The organism is Nocardia macrotermitis, from assembly GCF_009604405.1.
Classification (GTDB): domain Bacteria; phylum Actinomycetota; class Actinomycetes; order Mycobacteriales; family Mycobacteriaceae; genus Nocardia; species Nocardia macrotermitis.
In genome coordinates, this window is the sequence record NZ_WEGK01000004.1 from 485,343 (window position 1) to 498,629 (window position 13,287).

The 13,287-nt window shown below is 67.2% G+C and carries 13 protein-coding genes; 4 read left to right on the forward strand and 9 right to left on the reverse strand.

Annotation, left to right across the window (positions count from 1 at the left end):
• Nucleotides 1–14: 14 nt before the first annotated feature.
• Together NRB20_RS12195 and NRB20_RS12200 are read right to left on the reverse strand one after the other, a co-directional pair.
• On the reverse strand, nt 15–815 hold the full coding sequence (locus NRB20_RS12195; protein ID WP_153410147.1) for a CPBP family intramembrane glutamic endopeptidase: 801 nt from the start codon (nt 813–815) through the stop codon (nt 15–17).
• Nucleotides 812–2,569 (reverse strand): alpha/beta hydrolase, encoded by a 1,758-nt coding sequence (locus NRB20_RS12200; protein WP_153410148.1) that lies wholly within the window; start codon nt 2,567–2,569, stop codon nt 812–814. The genes NRB20_RS12195 and NRB20_RS12200 overlap by 4 nt, the downstream gene beginning before the upstream one ends.
• 135 nt (nt 2,570–2,704) lie before the next feature.
• Between NRB20_RS12200 and NRB20_RS12205 the strand changes: the two genes are divergently transcribed.
• Nucleotides 2,705–2,992 (forward strand): YiaA/YiaB family inner membrane protein, encoded by a 288-nt coding sequence (locus tag NRB20_RS12205; protein ID WP_153410149.1) that lies wholly within the window; start codon nt 2,705–2,707, stop codon nt 2,990–2,992.
• Nucleotides 2,993–3,050: 58 nt separating this feature from the next.
• On the opposite strand, the gene NRB20_RS12210 is transcribed toward NRB20_RS12205, so the two are convergent.
• From NRB20_RS12210 to purL, 3 genes are all read right to left on the reverse strand, one after another.
• Complete coding sequence (locus NRB20_RS12210) at nt 3,051–3,467, reverse strand: PIN domain nuclease (RefSeq protein WP_153410150.1); 417 nt, start codon at nt 3,465–3,467, stop codon at nt 3,051–3,053.
• Complete coding sequence (gene vapB, locus NRB20_RS12215; RefSeq protein ID WP_153410151.1) at nt 3,458–3,679, reverse strand: type II toxin-antitoxin system VapB family antitoxin; 222 nt, start codon at nt 3,677–3,679, stop codon at nt 3,458–3,460. The genes NRB20_RS12210 and vapB overlap by 10 nt, the downstream gene beginning before the upstream one ends.
• A 62-nt stretch (nt 3,680–3,741) precedes the next feature.
• Complete coding sequence (purL, locus tag NRB20_RS12220; RefSeq protein WP_319944799.1) at nt 3,742–6,033, reverse strand: phosphoribosylformylglycinamidine synthase subunit PurL; 2,292 nt, start codon at nt 6,031–6,033, stop codon at nt 3,742–3,744.
• A 241-nt stretch (nt 6,034–6,274) separates the two neighbouring features.
• Between purL and NRB20_RS12225 the strand changes: the two genes are divergently transcribed.
• On the forward strand, nt 6,275–7,624 hold the full coding sequence (locus NRB20_RS12225; RefSeq protein ID WP_319944800.1) for a glycosyltransferase 87 family protein: 1,350 nt from the start codon (nt 6,275–6,277) through the stop codon (nt 7,622–7,624).
• On the opposite strand, the gene NRB20_RS12230 is transcribed toward NRB20_RS12225, so the two are convergent.
• Entirely contained in the window at nt 7,570–8,862 is a 1,293-nt protein-coding gene (locus NRB20_RS12230; protein WP_153410152.1) for a M18 family aminopeptidase, read from the reverse strand. The two genes, NRB20_RS12225 and NRB20_RS12230, sit on opposite strands and share 55 nt — an antisense overlap.
• 79 nt (nt 8,863–8,941) lie before the next feature.
• On the reverse strand, nt 8,942–9,382 hold the full coding sequence (locus NRB20_RS12235) for a MarR family transcriptional regulator (RefSeq protein WP_153410153.1): 441 nt from the start codon (nt 9,380–9,382) through the stop codon (nt 8,942–8,944).
• Between the two features lie 84 nt (nt 9,383–9,466).
• Between NRB20_RS12235 and NRB20_RS12240 the strand changes: the two genes are divergently transcribed.
• A complete protein-coding gene (locus NRB20_RS12240) occupies nt 9,467–10,507 on the forward strand; it encodes a substrate-binding domain-containing protein (protein WP_319944801.1) in 1,041 nt (346 codons plus the stop codon).
• 120 nt (nt 10,508–10,627) lie between these two features.
• On the opposite strand, the gene purQ is transcribed toward NRB20_RS12240, so the two are convergent.
• Nucleotides 10,628–11,308 carry a phosphoribosylformylglycinamidine synthase subunit PurQ gene (gene purQ / locus NRB20_RS12245; protein ID WP_153410155.1) on the reverse strand — a complete coding sequence of 227 codons (681 nt, stop codon included), beginning with the start codon at nt 11,306–11,308 and terminating at the stop codon, nt 10,628–10,630.
• The gene (gene purS / locus NRB20_RS12250) at nt 11,308–11,541 is read right to left on the reverse strand and encodes a phosphoribosylformylglycinamidine synthase subunit PurS (RefSeq protein ID WP_319944802.1); all 234 of its coding nucleotides are present in this window, start codon (nt 11,539–11,541) and stop codon (nt 11,308–11,310) included. Before purS ends, purQ begins: the two co-directional genes overlap by 1 nt.
• 216 nt (nt 11,542–11,757) lie before the next feature.
• Here purS and NRB20_RS12255 point away from each other — a divergent pair, with 216 nt between their 5' ends.
• Nucleotides 11,758–13,272: a serine/threonine protein kinase gene (locus NRB20_RS12255; RefSeq protein ID WP_194289814.1), complete on the forward strand. Its 1,515-nt coding sequence runs from the start codon at nt 11,758–11,760 to the stop codon at nt 13,270–13,272.
• Nucleotides 13,273–13,287: the final 15 nt, after the last annotated feature.

The following is a 13,287-nucleotide window of genomic DNA, read 5'->3' on the forward strand; positions in this document are numbered from 1 at the left end:
CTACTCAGCGGCCGTCAGCAGCCCTGAGTCTGTTGGACTGTTCCGGTGCGGGTTGCCCACAGTGCGATGCGGGGTGCGATCGCGCCGCCCGCGTTGACGGCCAGATGCAGTGCGGCCGGGGTGATCACGCTGCCCGTGCGGCGGTATAACCAGGTCAGGATCACGCCGGTCAAGGCTGTCGCGGCCACGGTTGCGGGGACGTTATCGTGGGCGGCACGGGCTGGGGTGATATGCCACAGACCGAAAGTCGTTGCGCCCAACCAGATTCCGAACGGTTCTATGGTCTCGTCCAGCATCGGATCCAGAGTGCCGCGAAAGACCAGTTCCTCGGTGAACACCGTGCCGATCGGAATATGCACACCCGCCCATTCGGCGAGGCCGATTTCCGGTGCGCGAGTGGCAAATTCAGCCAGTCGAATACGCAGGGAAGGAATGAGGAGTGCGACGCAGTAGCCGATGATGACAATCGTGAACAGTGCTGCGGCGCATCGTAATCCGCGACTGTCGTGTATTGCGCGACAATCCCGGAACCGTGCAACCACCAGGTTGGACGATAGATCAATCCGCGGCACAGATCGCGCGTCATCTCCGCCACCCGGCATCGCCGATGTTCGGATAGCGGCATTGTGATGCACTGCGCTGGAACCGAATTCACCGCTTCCGCGCGGGCATCGGGTTCGGAATGCGGCGGCGTAGGCCGTGGCGAAGACAGCGTTGGCGGCGGTTCGGCCGCGCAGTCCAAAGCGCAGGCGCGGGAGCAACCAGTTGTTCCACAGAAGTGGAAACCCCATGGCCGCCAGGGTTTTCAGGTTCACTTGACGGCCTGCTCGAAGGCTTCGGAGAGTTCGATCTGGGTGCGGATGCGATTCTCCAGGTCCGCGTTCCAGTCCGGGGGCGGTAGGACCGCGGCCCAGCCGTCCAGAACGAGACTGCCGTAGTTGTGACCGTGGCCGTCGCTGACGCTCTGGGCGTGCGCGAGGTCGGCAGCGACCTGCCAGAAGGTCACGAACGGCCACCAGCGCATCTGCGTGGAGACGTCCGAACCGCGAGGCTCGGACAGCCAATTCGGTTGGGAGAAGATCAGATCCGGCGACCACCACACGATCGGATCCGACGCGTGTTGCAGATAGGCGATGCGTGGCCGCCGCCATTCGGGTGAGGGTTTGGACAGGTCGGCGGCGTTCGCGGCGAAACGCACCACCAGCCCGTCGGCGTAGACCGGCTCCACCTCGCGCGATCCCGGGTCCCGCCGGGTGACGAACTGGCTCCACAGCCGATTCGAATTCGGCGGCCCCACCCACAGCGCACCGTCCACCCGCGCGCGCAGATCGGCCAGCCCGGAGAACGCCGCCTCCGAGCCCTGCGAGCCCAGCGATTCGCCGTAGACCAGCAGTTTCGGCCGCGTCTGCGGCGAGTGCCGCGACCACGCCCGGTAGATCGCGTCGAACATCTCGCGCCCCGACTGTGCCACCTTCTGCCGGTCCGCCAGGAAGGACAGCACGCTGGGCAGATACGAGTACTGCGAGGCCACGATCGCGGTGTCGCCGCCGTACATGTACTCGATCGCGTTGGCGGACATGGAGTTCACCCACCCGGTGCCGGTCGTGGTGACCACCACCAGCACCTTGCGCTCGAACGCGTGCGTCCGCTCGAGTTCGGCGACGGCCAGATCCGGTTGGCTCTCACCGTGTTTCATCGAATCCAGGCCGACGTACGCCCGAATCGGTTCCTTCGCGGGCCGTCCCGTGACCGCCTCGATCCGGAACGCGTCCGGCCCGTGCGAGACGAACCAGCGCCCCTCGGAACCGAGCGTGTTCCACGCGGCCAGCGACTGCGGGCTGCCCGAACGATCCGGGTCCCGCGGCTGCACCGCGTACGGGGTCATCTTGTCATTACGCACGCTGAACGCCGAATTCGCCACCGCGAAAAAGGCTTTCGACGCGACGCCGTTGAACAGCGACACGACCAGCACCGCCAGCAACGCGGTGCCGACGGTCGGCGCGAAGCGCGGCGGAATCCGCACCCAGCGGCTCAGCAGCCGGGCCAGCAGTCGCACGATGATCCGCAACAACCGGTACACCCCGACCACCGCCGTGCCGACCAGCAGGCTCAACCCGCCGACGCGCAGATATCCGGAGGTGGTGGTGCCGGTCATCCCCATCAGCGCGTAGATCTGCCGCTGCCAGTCCGCCGAGAGCACCAGCATGTAGCCCGCGGTCAGCACGCACAGCACCAGCACGGCCAGTTTCACCGCGTACTGCACCCGCAGCCGGGGCGGTTTCCAGGGCAGTTTCGGCCGGATCCACCGCCGGAACGCCCAGTCGAACACGCAGCCGACGCCGTAGCCGATGACCGCGTTGGAACCGCTGATCAGGCCCTGGAACAGCCAGTCGCGCGGCAGCAGCGACGGGGTCACCGACCAGGCGAAGAACACCGTCGCGACGACCAGTCCGGCATAGTTGAGGTCGATGACGTCCTTCTCCAGGCGATGCAGCAGCCCGGACGCCCGGCGCGCGAGGACGCCCCGGCGCGAACGCGGCGTCGTGGGAGCCTCGGCGGTCTCGGGCATCCTTCGAGTATGGCCGCCGGCCCCGCGAAATCATGGGATGTCACACAGCGAGGGGTCTCGCGCGCGGGAACTACCCGCCCGCCCTCGAGTAGTTGTACGCAGGCCGCCCACCCCGCCGATCGCCACACTCGAACCATGAGCACTCCCGAAACCCAGTCCAAGAGCACCTCGGCCTTCCTGGCCCAGGCCGCCATCGCCTTCGGCGTCGCCTTCATCGCCACCGCCGCGGGCATCATCTACCTGCCCCTGGACATCTGGCAGCGCGGCTTCCTCCTGATGACCATGCTGTTCCTGGTGAGCAGCACCTTCACCCTCGCCAAGGTCGTGCGCGACCAGCACGAGGCCGCCCGCGTCCACCACCGCATCGACGAGGCCCGCCTGGAAAAGCTGATGGCAGAACACGATCCGTTCCGCGCGGCCTGAGCCGTGGACACGCCGCACCGCAGTGAGCCCTGCCGGAGGGGATAGGGCTCACGATCGGTCAGGTGTCGATCCGCAACCGTTCCATGGGCTGACCCGTCACCTCGGCGATCAACTCGAAATCCTTGTCGAGGTGCAGCACAGTGAGCCCGATGATTTCACCGGCCGCAGCGATCAACAGATCGGCTGCCGATGGGGCCCGATGATGACCCCGATCAGCCAGCATGGCCTGCACTTCGACCGCCCTGCCCTCGACAGTCGGCGTGAGGTACTCGATCTGCAACAGGGACAACGGCGGGCGACGCATTCCAGCGCGAAGATCCACTCCGGATCTGGCTGAGTAACCGATCTCGAGGTGGGTTACGGTTGTGATTCGAACCAACCCCTGATCCATTCGGTTCAGCCACGCTTCCCCATCAGGGGATACTGCCACGCGAACCAAAGCCGACTTATCGATGATCCAATTTGTCACTCCCATGCGCGGCGCATGACCTCTTCATCGGCGAGATCGGCGAAAGTCTCGGAAAACCATCTCAGATCGGCCATGGTCACGCGTCGTTCATCGGGCAATTCTCTGGCAAGGGTGCGCCGCACGTACTCCGTCCGCGACACACCCAGCCGCTTGGCCTTGGCGTCGATCGCCGCGACGACGTTGTCCGGAACATCACGAACTAGCAAGTCGGTCGACATCGGATACCTCCCCTAGTTGAAGATATCCCATGATATCACGATGTCGGCGACAGCCGGAGGGATCAGTGCCCCGAGCCGAACAGGCGGGGCAGGGTGGCTTCGAAGACGTCGCGGAGTTCGGTGAGGGGGACGGTGAACTGGCCCTGGACCTCGACCGAATCGGAACCCTGGTCGACGACGCCGATGCGGACCCACGGGAGGGTGCGGGCGTCGCACATCTTGGTGAAGCGGGTTTCCTCCGAGCGGGGGACGGCGACCAGGACGCGGCCGGCGGATTCGGAGAACAGGGTCACGAAGGGGTCGGCATGCTCGGGAAGCAGGATGCGGCAACCGGTTTCGCCCGCCAGTGCGGCTTCCACGACCGTCTGGATGAGGCCGCCCTCGCTGAGATCGTGTGCGGCACTGATCATTCCGTCGCGAGAGCCGGAGGTGAGGACCTCGGCCAGGAGTTGCTCGCGGGCCAGGTCGACCCGCGGCGGGACGCCGCCGAGGTGGTCGTGTTCGACCTGCGCCCAGATGGATCCGTCGAATTCGTCGCGGGTGTCGCCGAGCAGGATCAGCGTCTCGCCGGGCTCGAGGCCCAGGCCGGTCGGGATGCGGCGGTGCACGTCATCGATGACGCCCAGCACGCCCACCACCGGCGTCGGCAGGATCGCGGTCTGGCCGGTCTGGTTGTAGAAGCTGACGTTGCCGCCGGTGACCGGAATGCCCAGTGCCGCACAACCATCCGCGAGTCCGCGCACGGCCTGCTGGAACTGCCACATCACGCCCGGGTCCTCCGGGGAGCCGAAGTTCAGGCAGTTGGTGACGGCCTTCGGGGTCGCGCCCGTCGTCGCGACATTGCGGAACGCCTCGGCCAGCGCGAGCTGCGCGCCGGTGTACGGGTCGAGCTTGGTGTAGCGGCCCGAGGCATCGGTCGCCAATGCGATTCCGCGACCGGAGGTTTCGTCGATCCGGATGACACCGGCGTCGGCGTGCTCGGCCAGCACCGTGTTGCCGCGCACATAGCGGTCGTACTGCTCGGTGATCCAGCGGCGGCTGCTCAGCTGCGGGCTGCCGATCATCTTCAGCAACGTCGCGCGCAGTTCCTCGCCGGTCTTCGGGCGGCTCAGCGACGCGGTGGTGTCGGCGATCAGCGCGTCCTGCGAATCGGGACGCTGCACGGGACGCTCGTAGACCGGACCCTCGTGCGCGACGGTGCGCGGCGGAACGTCCACCACGGTCTCGCCGTGCCAGGTGATGACCAGGTGATCACCATCGGTGACCTCGCCGATCACCGTCGCGAGGGTGTCCCACTTGCGGCAGACGGCCATGAACGCGTCCACATTCTCCGGCGTCACCACCGCGCACATGCGCTCCTGTGATTCGCTCGAAAGAATCTCCGCCGGAGTCATATTCGCCGCGCGCAACGGCACCTGATCCAGTTCGATACGCATACCGCCATCGCCCGCGGCAGCGAGTTCGGAAGTGGCACAGGACAATCCGGCACCGCCGAGGTCCTGGATACCGACCACCAGACCGGCCGCGTACAACTCGAGACAGCACTCGATGAGCACCTTCTCGGTGAACGGGTCGCCCACCTGCACGCTGGGGAGTTTCTTCCGACCGGTGCCGGACTCGTCCCCGGAGAACGTGTCCGAGGCCAGCACCGAGACGCCGCCGATCCCGTCCAGGCCGGTCCGCGCGCCGAACAGGATGATCTTGTTACCCGCGCCCGAGGCGAAGGCCAGATGCAGATCCTCCACCCGCATCACGCCCGCGCACAGCGCGTTCACCAGCGGATTTCCCTGGTACGACGCGTCGAACACGGTCTCGCCGCCGACGTTCGGCAGGCCCAGCGAGTTGCCGTACCCGCCCACGCCACGCACCACGCCGTCGACCACGCGCCGGGTGTCGGGATGATCGGCCGCACCGAAACGCAACTGATCCATCACCGCGATCGGCCGCGCGCCCATCGCCATGATGTCGCGCACGATGCCGCCGACGCCGGTCGCCGCACCCTGGTACGGCTCCACGTACGACGGGTGATTGTGGCTCTCCACCTTGAAGGTGACCGCCCAGCCGTCGCCGATGTCGACCACGCCCGCGTTCTCGCCGATCCCGGCCAGCATGGACGCGCGCATCTCGTCGGTGGTGGTCTCCCCGAAGTACCGCAGATGCACCTTCGAAGACTTGTACGAGCAGTGCTCGCTCCACATCACCGAGTACATCGCCAGTTCGGCGTCGGTGGGCCGACGGCCCAGGATCTCCCGGATCCGGGCGTACTCGTCGTCCTTGAGCCCCAACTCCTTGTACGGCTGCGGGGTCTCCGGAGTTGCCGCGGCGGTGCTGACGGTGTCGACGTGGACAGTCACGGTGAGTACCAGGGTCCTTTCGGCGGGCACGTGATTGCCATGAGCCCTGAAGCAGGGATTCGGCAGATACCCAGCGAGTCTAATGTGTACCGAAACCACGCCTTACACCGTGTTCAGTGCGGCCCCACCCACAGCCCCCGAAGGTCCCGAGTCGTGATGCGTGTACGCCGGGAAACGTGACCTACGAGACCCTCGAGCCGTGTCGCGCGAGGCATTTCGGCGCACCGGATACTCTTGGCGCGTGAACGAGCGATCCCAGGTCGCGGATCCGGACGAAAAGCCCTCGAACAGCTCGAACGAGCCGGCGGCTGGGTCGGATCCGGAGGCCGGACGACGGCGCGTGGTGGCGATCGCGATCGCCCTGTTCGTGGTTTCCGCGATCATCTCCATGGCGGCCGGGCTGTGGCGCGGTTACATCGATCTCCAGGTCTATCGCGACGGCGCGCGCGTCTGGCTCGACGGCGGCGACCTGTACGGGCCGCTGCCGAAGGTCGGCGGGCTCGAACTGCCGTTCACCTATCCCCCGCTGGCCGCGCTGGTCTTCACCCCGCTCGCGCTGCTGCCGCTGCTGCCCGCCGAATGGCTGGTGCTGGCGCTGGCCATCGGCAGCCTGGCACTGACGGTGTGGCTGGTGCTGCGGCGGTTGCGGCCCCGGCTGGACCGGCGGACCGGACTGGCGCTGGTGATCGGCGCGGTCGCCCTGCTGGGCCTGTCCGAGCCGATCCGGCAGACCTACAACTTCGGGCAGATCAATCTGTTCCTGATGACCGCGATCGCACTGGATACGTTGGTGCGCAAGCCTTTCTGGCCGCGCGGCATGCTGATCGGGATCGCGGTGGCGATCAAACTGACCCCCGGCGGATTCCTGCTGTACTTCCTCATCCGCCGCGACTGGCGTGCCGCGCGCAACGTGGCGCTCTCGGCGCTGGGCGCGATCGCGGCCGGATTCGCGCTGTTCCCACGGGAATCGACGCGCTACTGGTTCCACATCCTGCCCGACACCGGCCGCATCGGGCCGCCCTATTACGCGGGCAACCAGTCGCTCAAGGGGTTCGCGTTCCGGCTCGGACTGGACACCTCGAATGCGACGATCCTGTGGCTGGTCACCTCGCTGATCGCGGTGGCGCTCGCCGCGATCCTGATGAAACGACTCTTCGACGACGCCGCGTTCGCCCGCCGCCACGAATCCCCCGATACTCCCGCACCCGCCTCGAACGCCGCGACCATTGCCGCGCTGACCGTGAATGCCGCTGCGGTACTGCTGATTTCGCCGGTCTCCTGGTCGCATCACTGGGTGTGGGTGGCCCCGGCCGCCCTGGTCGCCGCCGACGCCGTCGAACGCGGCGGGCGCAGTCGGCGCTACCTGCTCGCGACGGCCGCGATCGTGGTGATGTTCATGGTCGGGCCGCAGTGGCTGCTGCCGCACGGCGGCGATCGCGAACGGGGTTGGGCGGTGTGGGAGGAGCTGGTCGGGTCGAGTTATGTGCTGGTGACGTTCGCGGTGCTGGTCATCGCGGTCGTGGCCTACCGGCCGATCTACCGCGCGGTGGGCTCGGCCGGTGCCAGGAAGGCCGCCAACGCCGCCGAATAGGCCGCCACATCGTGCGCGCCCATCAGCTCGCGCGCGGAATGCATGGCCAACTGGGGTGCGCCGACGTCGACGGTGGTCATGCCGGTGCGCGCGGCGGACATCGGGCCGATGGTCGATCCGCAGGGCAGATCCGCGCGATGCACGTAGCGCTGGAGCGGCACCTCCGCCTGCGCGCAGGCCAGCGCGAACGCGCCCGCGCCGACCGCGTCGGTGGCGTAGCGCAGATTCTGATTCACCTTCAGCACCGGGCCCGCGTTGATCTCGATCCGGTGCGCGGGCTCGTGCCGCTCGGGATAGTTGGGGTGCGTCGCATGCGCCATATCGCCCGAGGCCAGCACCGAACCCGCCAGGGCGGCAAGGTATTCCGAACGTCCGCCGCCGCGCGCGAGCACGATCCGCTCCAGGATCGAGGGCAGCAGATCGGACTGCGCGCCGCGATCGGACTGGCTGCCGACCTCCTCGTGATCGAACATCACCAGCACCGGCGTCGCCGCGCCGGGTTCGGCCACCGCCGCGAGGAAGGCGTGCAGACCCGCGTAGCAGGTGGCCTGATTGTCCAGGCGGGGCGCGCTGATCAGGTCGAGATCGCGGCCGACCGGGGCGCTCGGGGTCAGGTCGTGGGTCATCAACTCCCAGCCCAGCACCGCTTCCGGATCGATACCGGCGTGCTCGGCCAGGTAGTCCAGGAACGGACGCGGCTCGCCGCCCACACCCCACACCGCGTTGACGTGACGTTGCGGATCCAGGCTCACCCCGCGCCGATCCTCGGACAGGTGGATCGCCAGCTGCGGCACCCGCAGCAGCGGCTCGTCGACCCGGATCAGCTTCTCCGCCAACGCATTTCCCGCACGGACCGTGATCCGCCCGGAAATCCCCAGATCCCGGTCCAGCCAGGAGTTCAGCCACGCCCCGCCGTACGGCTCGAGCCCGACCAGCTGCCAGCCCGCCGAGGTCAGATCCGGATGCTGTTTCACCCGCAGATTCGGGCTGTCGGTGTGCGCGCCGACCACCCGGAACGGTTGCGCCGCACCGGTTTCCACCCACGCGATGAGCGAGCCGCCACGCACCACGAAATACCGGCCCGCGGCGGGCAACTCCCAGGCTCGGGACTCGGACAGCTCCCGGAAACCGTTGGCGGTCAACTCGTCGGCGACGGTGCGCACCACATGGAACGGCGAGGGCGAGGCGTCGACGAAAGCGCACAGTCCGGGCGGCGTAGCGGTGGTCGAAACAGGCATTCCGCAATCTTGGCCCCCGCGTCGACCCGGCGTGTTCGCGGCCCCCGGGTTCGGCGGTTCCACTCGGTGCCGACCGATCTCAGTGATCGTGGACGGGCACCTGCACCACGAGTTCCAGCAGCCGCAGCAGTTCGGCCTGATTGCGGGCGCCGATTCGTTTGCGCAATTGTTCCTCGGCGCGACGTTCTTCGGTGCGAACCGATTCCACGACTTCGACACCGCGTTTGCTGAGTCCGATGAGAATACGGCGGCGGTCGTCCTCGGCCGCGATGCGGAAAATCAGGCCGCGTTCGGCGAGGGCATCGGCGTGACGCGTGGCCGAGGAGGGCGGGAGTTGTGCGCGGCAGGCCAATTCGGACATGGTGATTCCGACCTCATCGGACAAATTGGACAGCATGGCCCAATGGTCCGCCGAGAGCCGTCGCGCGGACAGGGCGGTCTCGAGGTGGCGGAGCCAACCGCGTTCCGCAGCACGTAGTGCGCCGTGCAACGTGGAAAATCCGCTTACAATGGTCGACATAATAATTTCTTCCGCCCATTTCCTATTTTCCTCCGACGAGGAGAAGGGTACCGAATGTCGCCGTTCCACGAAGGCACGGACGATGTGACAGAAGTCCTCAACATCGTCCCGCTGCAAGGTTCCGGTGGAATCATGGCGCCGCCCTGCGAGGCCGCGGTCGCGCTCGCGGTGTCGGAAATCAACAGCGGCGCAGGAATTCTCGGCCGCGAGGTCCGGGTGACCACCGTGGACGGCGGGCGCGCACCGACCGAGGTCGCGCGGGAGGTCTCCGCACTCCTGGCCACCGGCATGATCGACGCGATCACCGGCTGGCACACCTCCGCGGTCCGGCGCGCGGTCGCCCGCGCCGCCGACGGCCGGGTCCCCTACCTGTTCGCGACGATCCACGAGGATCTGCCCGACGAGCCGCCCGGGGTCGTGATGGTCGGCGAGAGCCCCGCCGGGAACGTGCTGCCCGCCATGGACTGGCTGCACCGCCAGTACGGCACCCGGCGCTGGGCGATCGTCGGCAACGACTACATCTGGCCGCGCGCCACCGCGCGGGCGGTGCGGGCGCGGCATCCGGGCGCGGTGGTGCTGGAGCATTTCGTTCCGCTGGGCACCGAGGATTTCGGCGCGTTGCTGCGCGATCCGCGGCTGGATCTGGCCGACGGCATCGTGCTGCTGCTGGTCGGGACGGACGCGGTGCGGTTCAATCAGCAGTTCGCGCAGACCGGCCGGGCCGCGTACCAGGTGCGGCTGAGTCCGGCGATCGATGAGACCGTGCTGCTGGCGGCCGGTCCGGCGGCCAACGAGAACCTCTACGTCGCCTCGGCGTACTTCCCGGATCAGATCGGCGATCCGGATCGGCTGGCGCGCTATCACCGCCTGCACGGGCGGTTCGCGCCCGCCATGACCTTCTTCAGCAATACCAGTTACGAGGCGATCCACCTGATCGGCTCGATGGCGCGCACGCTCGGCTCACTCGAGGTGCCCCGCATGCGCGCGGCCATGACCGACGGGCTCGTACTCGAAACCCCTTCCGGCGGAAGGGTTTTCCGAGGTGATCGACCCGAACGGGCCGAGGCGCTGATCGCCCGTGCCGAAGGTGTGCAGTTGCACGTCGTGGACAGTCTGGTCCACTGACCGATCGAGCCGAGCCCACGCAGCAGCACGCGGGCTCGGCACCGGACAGAGCCGACCCACACAGAACGTGCTGACCCGCAGCAGGATCGAGAACACCCGCCGAGGCCCGGACGGACCGGCTCAGACGGCGGCGACGAGTGTGTCCACGACCGACAGGAACATGCCCAGGCCGTCGTCGCTGGGGCCGGTGAGTGGTTCGGTGGCGTGCTCGGGGTGCGGCATCAGACCGACGATCCGGCCGTCGGGCGAGGCGATTCCGGCGATGTCGCGCTGCGAACCGTTCGGGTTGCCGCCGACGTAGCGGAACACCACGCGGCCCTCACCCTCGAGTTCGTCCAGCACCGACTGCGACGCCTGGTAGCGGCCCTCGGCGTTCTTGACCGGGATCAGGATCTGCGCGCCGGGCTCGTAGCGGGCCGTCCACGCGGTATCGGTGGCGTCCACGCGCAACCACTGGTCGCGGCAGACGAAGTGCAGGCCCTCGTTGCGGGTCAGCGCGCCGGGCAGCAGGCCCGCCTCGCACAGCACCTGGAAACCGTTGCAGATGCCCAGGGTCGGCATACCCTTGCGCGCGGCCTCGACGACCTCGCCCATCACCGGCGCGAACCGGGCGATGGCGCCGGCCCGCAGGTAGTCGCCGTAGGAGAAGCCGCCGGGCACGATCACCGCGTCGACGCCCTGGAGATCGGCGTCGGCATGCCACAGGCTCACGGCCTCGGCGCCGGCCAGCCGCACCGCGCGGGCGGCGTCCACATCGTCCAGCGTTCCGGGGAAGGTGATGACACCGATGCGCACGGACATTACAGCCGCACCACTTTCCAGTCCTCGATGACGGTGTTGGCCAGCAGCGACTCGGCGATCTTCGCGAGCTCCGCGTCGCTGACGCTGTCGTCGACGTCGAGTTCGAATCGCTTGCCCTGCCGCACATCCGACACACCCGGGATATCCAGGCGTCCGAGGGCGCCGACGATGGCCTGACCCTGCGGATCCAGGATCTCGGCCTTCGGCATCACCTCGACCACGACTCGTGCCACGCGCTGCTCCTAAGGCTGGTGGGGGATTACCCGCACAGCCTAATCGGGTCGGCGCACACCTTCAGCGGCGGGTCACAGCCGGTGAACTGGGGAGGGGCGCGGGCATGGATAGCCGACCCGGATGCCGGAAATCGCGTGACACCCGCCGAGTGGCATTGGCACTATGGAGTCGGTCGACGCTTTCCGAGGGCATCGCGGCGCACGAAGGAGGAGCGGGTGGGGCCGCTGCGGGAGGGCGACGAGATCTCCGGCTATCGGATCGAGCGGGTGCTGGGGTCGGGGGGAGCCGGCGTGGTCTACCTCGCTCGCCATCCACGGCTACCGAGGTACGACGCGATCAAGGTGCTGGCCGAGTCCCACGAACTCGACGACGAGTTCCGGAAGAGATTTCTGCACGAGGCGGAAGTGGCTGCGCGCCTGCATCATCCGAATCTCGTCGAGGTTCTCGACCGTGGCGAGCAGCACGGCACACTGTGGATTGCGAACCAATACATAGACGGTAGCAATGCGGGCGAGTTGCTTCGTTCGCAAGGGACCGCCCTGTCTCCGGAGCGGGCGGTGCGGATCGTGAGCGAGGTCGCGCAGGGACTCGACGAGATCCATGCCGCGGGATTGCTCCACTGCGATGTCAAGCCGAACAACATACTCGTCACCTCGGCCATGGACGGTCAGGAGCGAGCGCTGCTGGCCGACTTCGGAATCGCCCGCCTGGCAACGAATTCCACAACTCTGCACGCCGCCGGACCGGCGCCGATGACGCTCGCGTACGCCGCGCCCGAACAACTGTCCGCCGCCGAGCTCGACCGGCGGTGCGACGTCTACGCCCTCGGCTGCACGCTGTTCGAATTACTCACTCGCACAGTGCCTTACACGCGGGACAGTGTCGGGGCGATGGTGTACGCGCATCTGAACGCTCCGGTGCCGTGTCCATCGCAACGGTCACAGCAGGTTCCAGCGGCCTTCGACAAGGTGATCACGACCGCGCTCGCGAAAGATCCGCGCGACCGGTACGAGACCTGCGGCGCCCTGGCCGCGGCGGCCCGCGACGCATTGACCGCAGCACCGGACCACGAAAAGCGGCCCGGCCGTCGACGTAGGCATGCCATCGGCGCGGCGGTGGCGCTCGGGACGGTCGTCGTCCTCGGGATCGCGGCGGGGATCTGGGTGCTGTCGAATTCGCGTCACACTCCCGTGCGGCCGCTGGCCAACCCGCCCGTGGACAACACCACCGAATCGGCGGAATGGGGTCCGTACGCTTTTGTCGCAGAAACATTTCCGAGACTGCTACCGCAATTTCCACTCGGTTCCGGGTACGAAGAACTGTCCGCATGTCATTTCTTTCCCGACCAAACCGACCCACGCTTCGAAAAGCCATCGAAAGATTCGAGCGGACTCGTCGAAGTCAACTGCGGAGGAAACATGGATCCCGTATCCGGAATTTTCATCGACTGCAATCTGGACAGATCGCAGATGACCGGCATGAACACTCCGATCGAAACCATGGAAGGTAGCGCATCCTGGAGTCGCCCATCCGGGTCGGGCCATCTGTTCTGGGGAACCTCTCCGCATATAGGCCTACAGAAACGCGGGCTACAGGTCGACGACAATGTCGGCGTCTTGAACATATACTTCGACGACCCCGGTAGACGTTTCTGCAATATTTCCGTCCTGGGCGATACCGACAGTGGTGCGGAGTTGATGACGCGCTGGTGGCCGGGAGCGCCGCTGTGACACGCAGGTCGATGC

Bases quoted from the DNA above. Each gene is read 5' to 3' on its own strand.
- NRB20_RS12200 (WP_153410148.1), bottom strand. From the start codon at position 2,569: ATGCCCGAGACCGCCGAGGCTCCCACGACGCCGCGTTCGCGCCGGGGC.
- NRB20_RS12205 (WP_153410149.1), top strand. From the start codon at position 2,705: ATGAGCACTCCCGAAACCCAGTCCAAGAGCACCTCGGCCTTCCTGGCC.
- NRB20_RS12210 (WP_153410150.1), bottom strand. From the start codon at position 3,467: ATGGGAGTGACAAATTGGATCATCGATAAGTCGGCTTTGGTTCGCGTG.
- vapB (WP_153410151.1), bottom strand. From the start codon at position 3,679: ATGTCGACCGACTTGCTAGTTCGTGATGTTCCGGACAACGTCGTCGCG.
- NRB20_RS12230 (WP_153410152.1), bottom strand. From the start codon at position 8,862: ATGCCTGTTTCGACCACCGCTACGCCGCCCGGACTGTGCGCTTTCGTC.
- NRB20_RS12235 (WP_153410153.1), bottom strand. From the start codon at position 9,382: ATGTCGACCATTGTAAGCGGATTTTCCACGTTGCACGGCGCACTACGT.
- purQ (WP_153410155.1), bottom strand. From the start codon at position 11,308: ATGTCCGTGCGCATCGGTGTCATCACCTTCCCCGGAACGCTGGACGAT.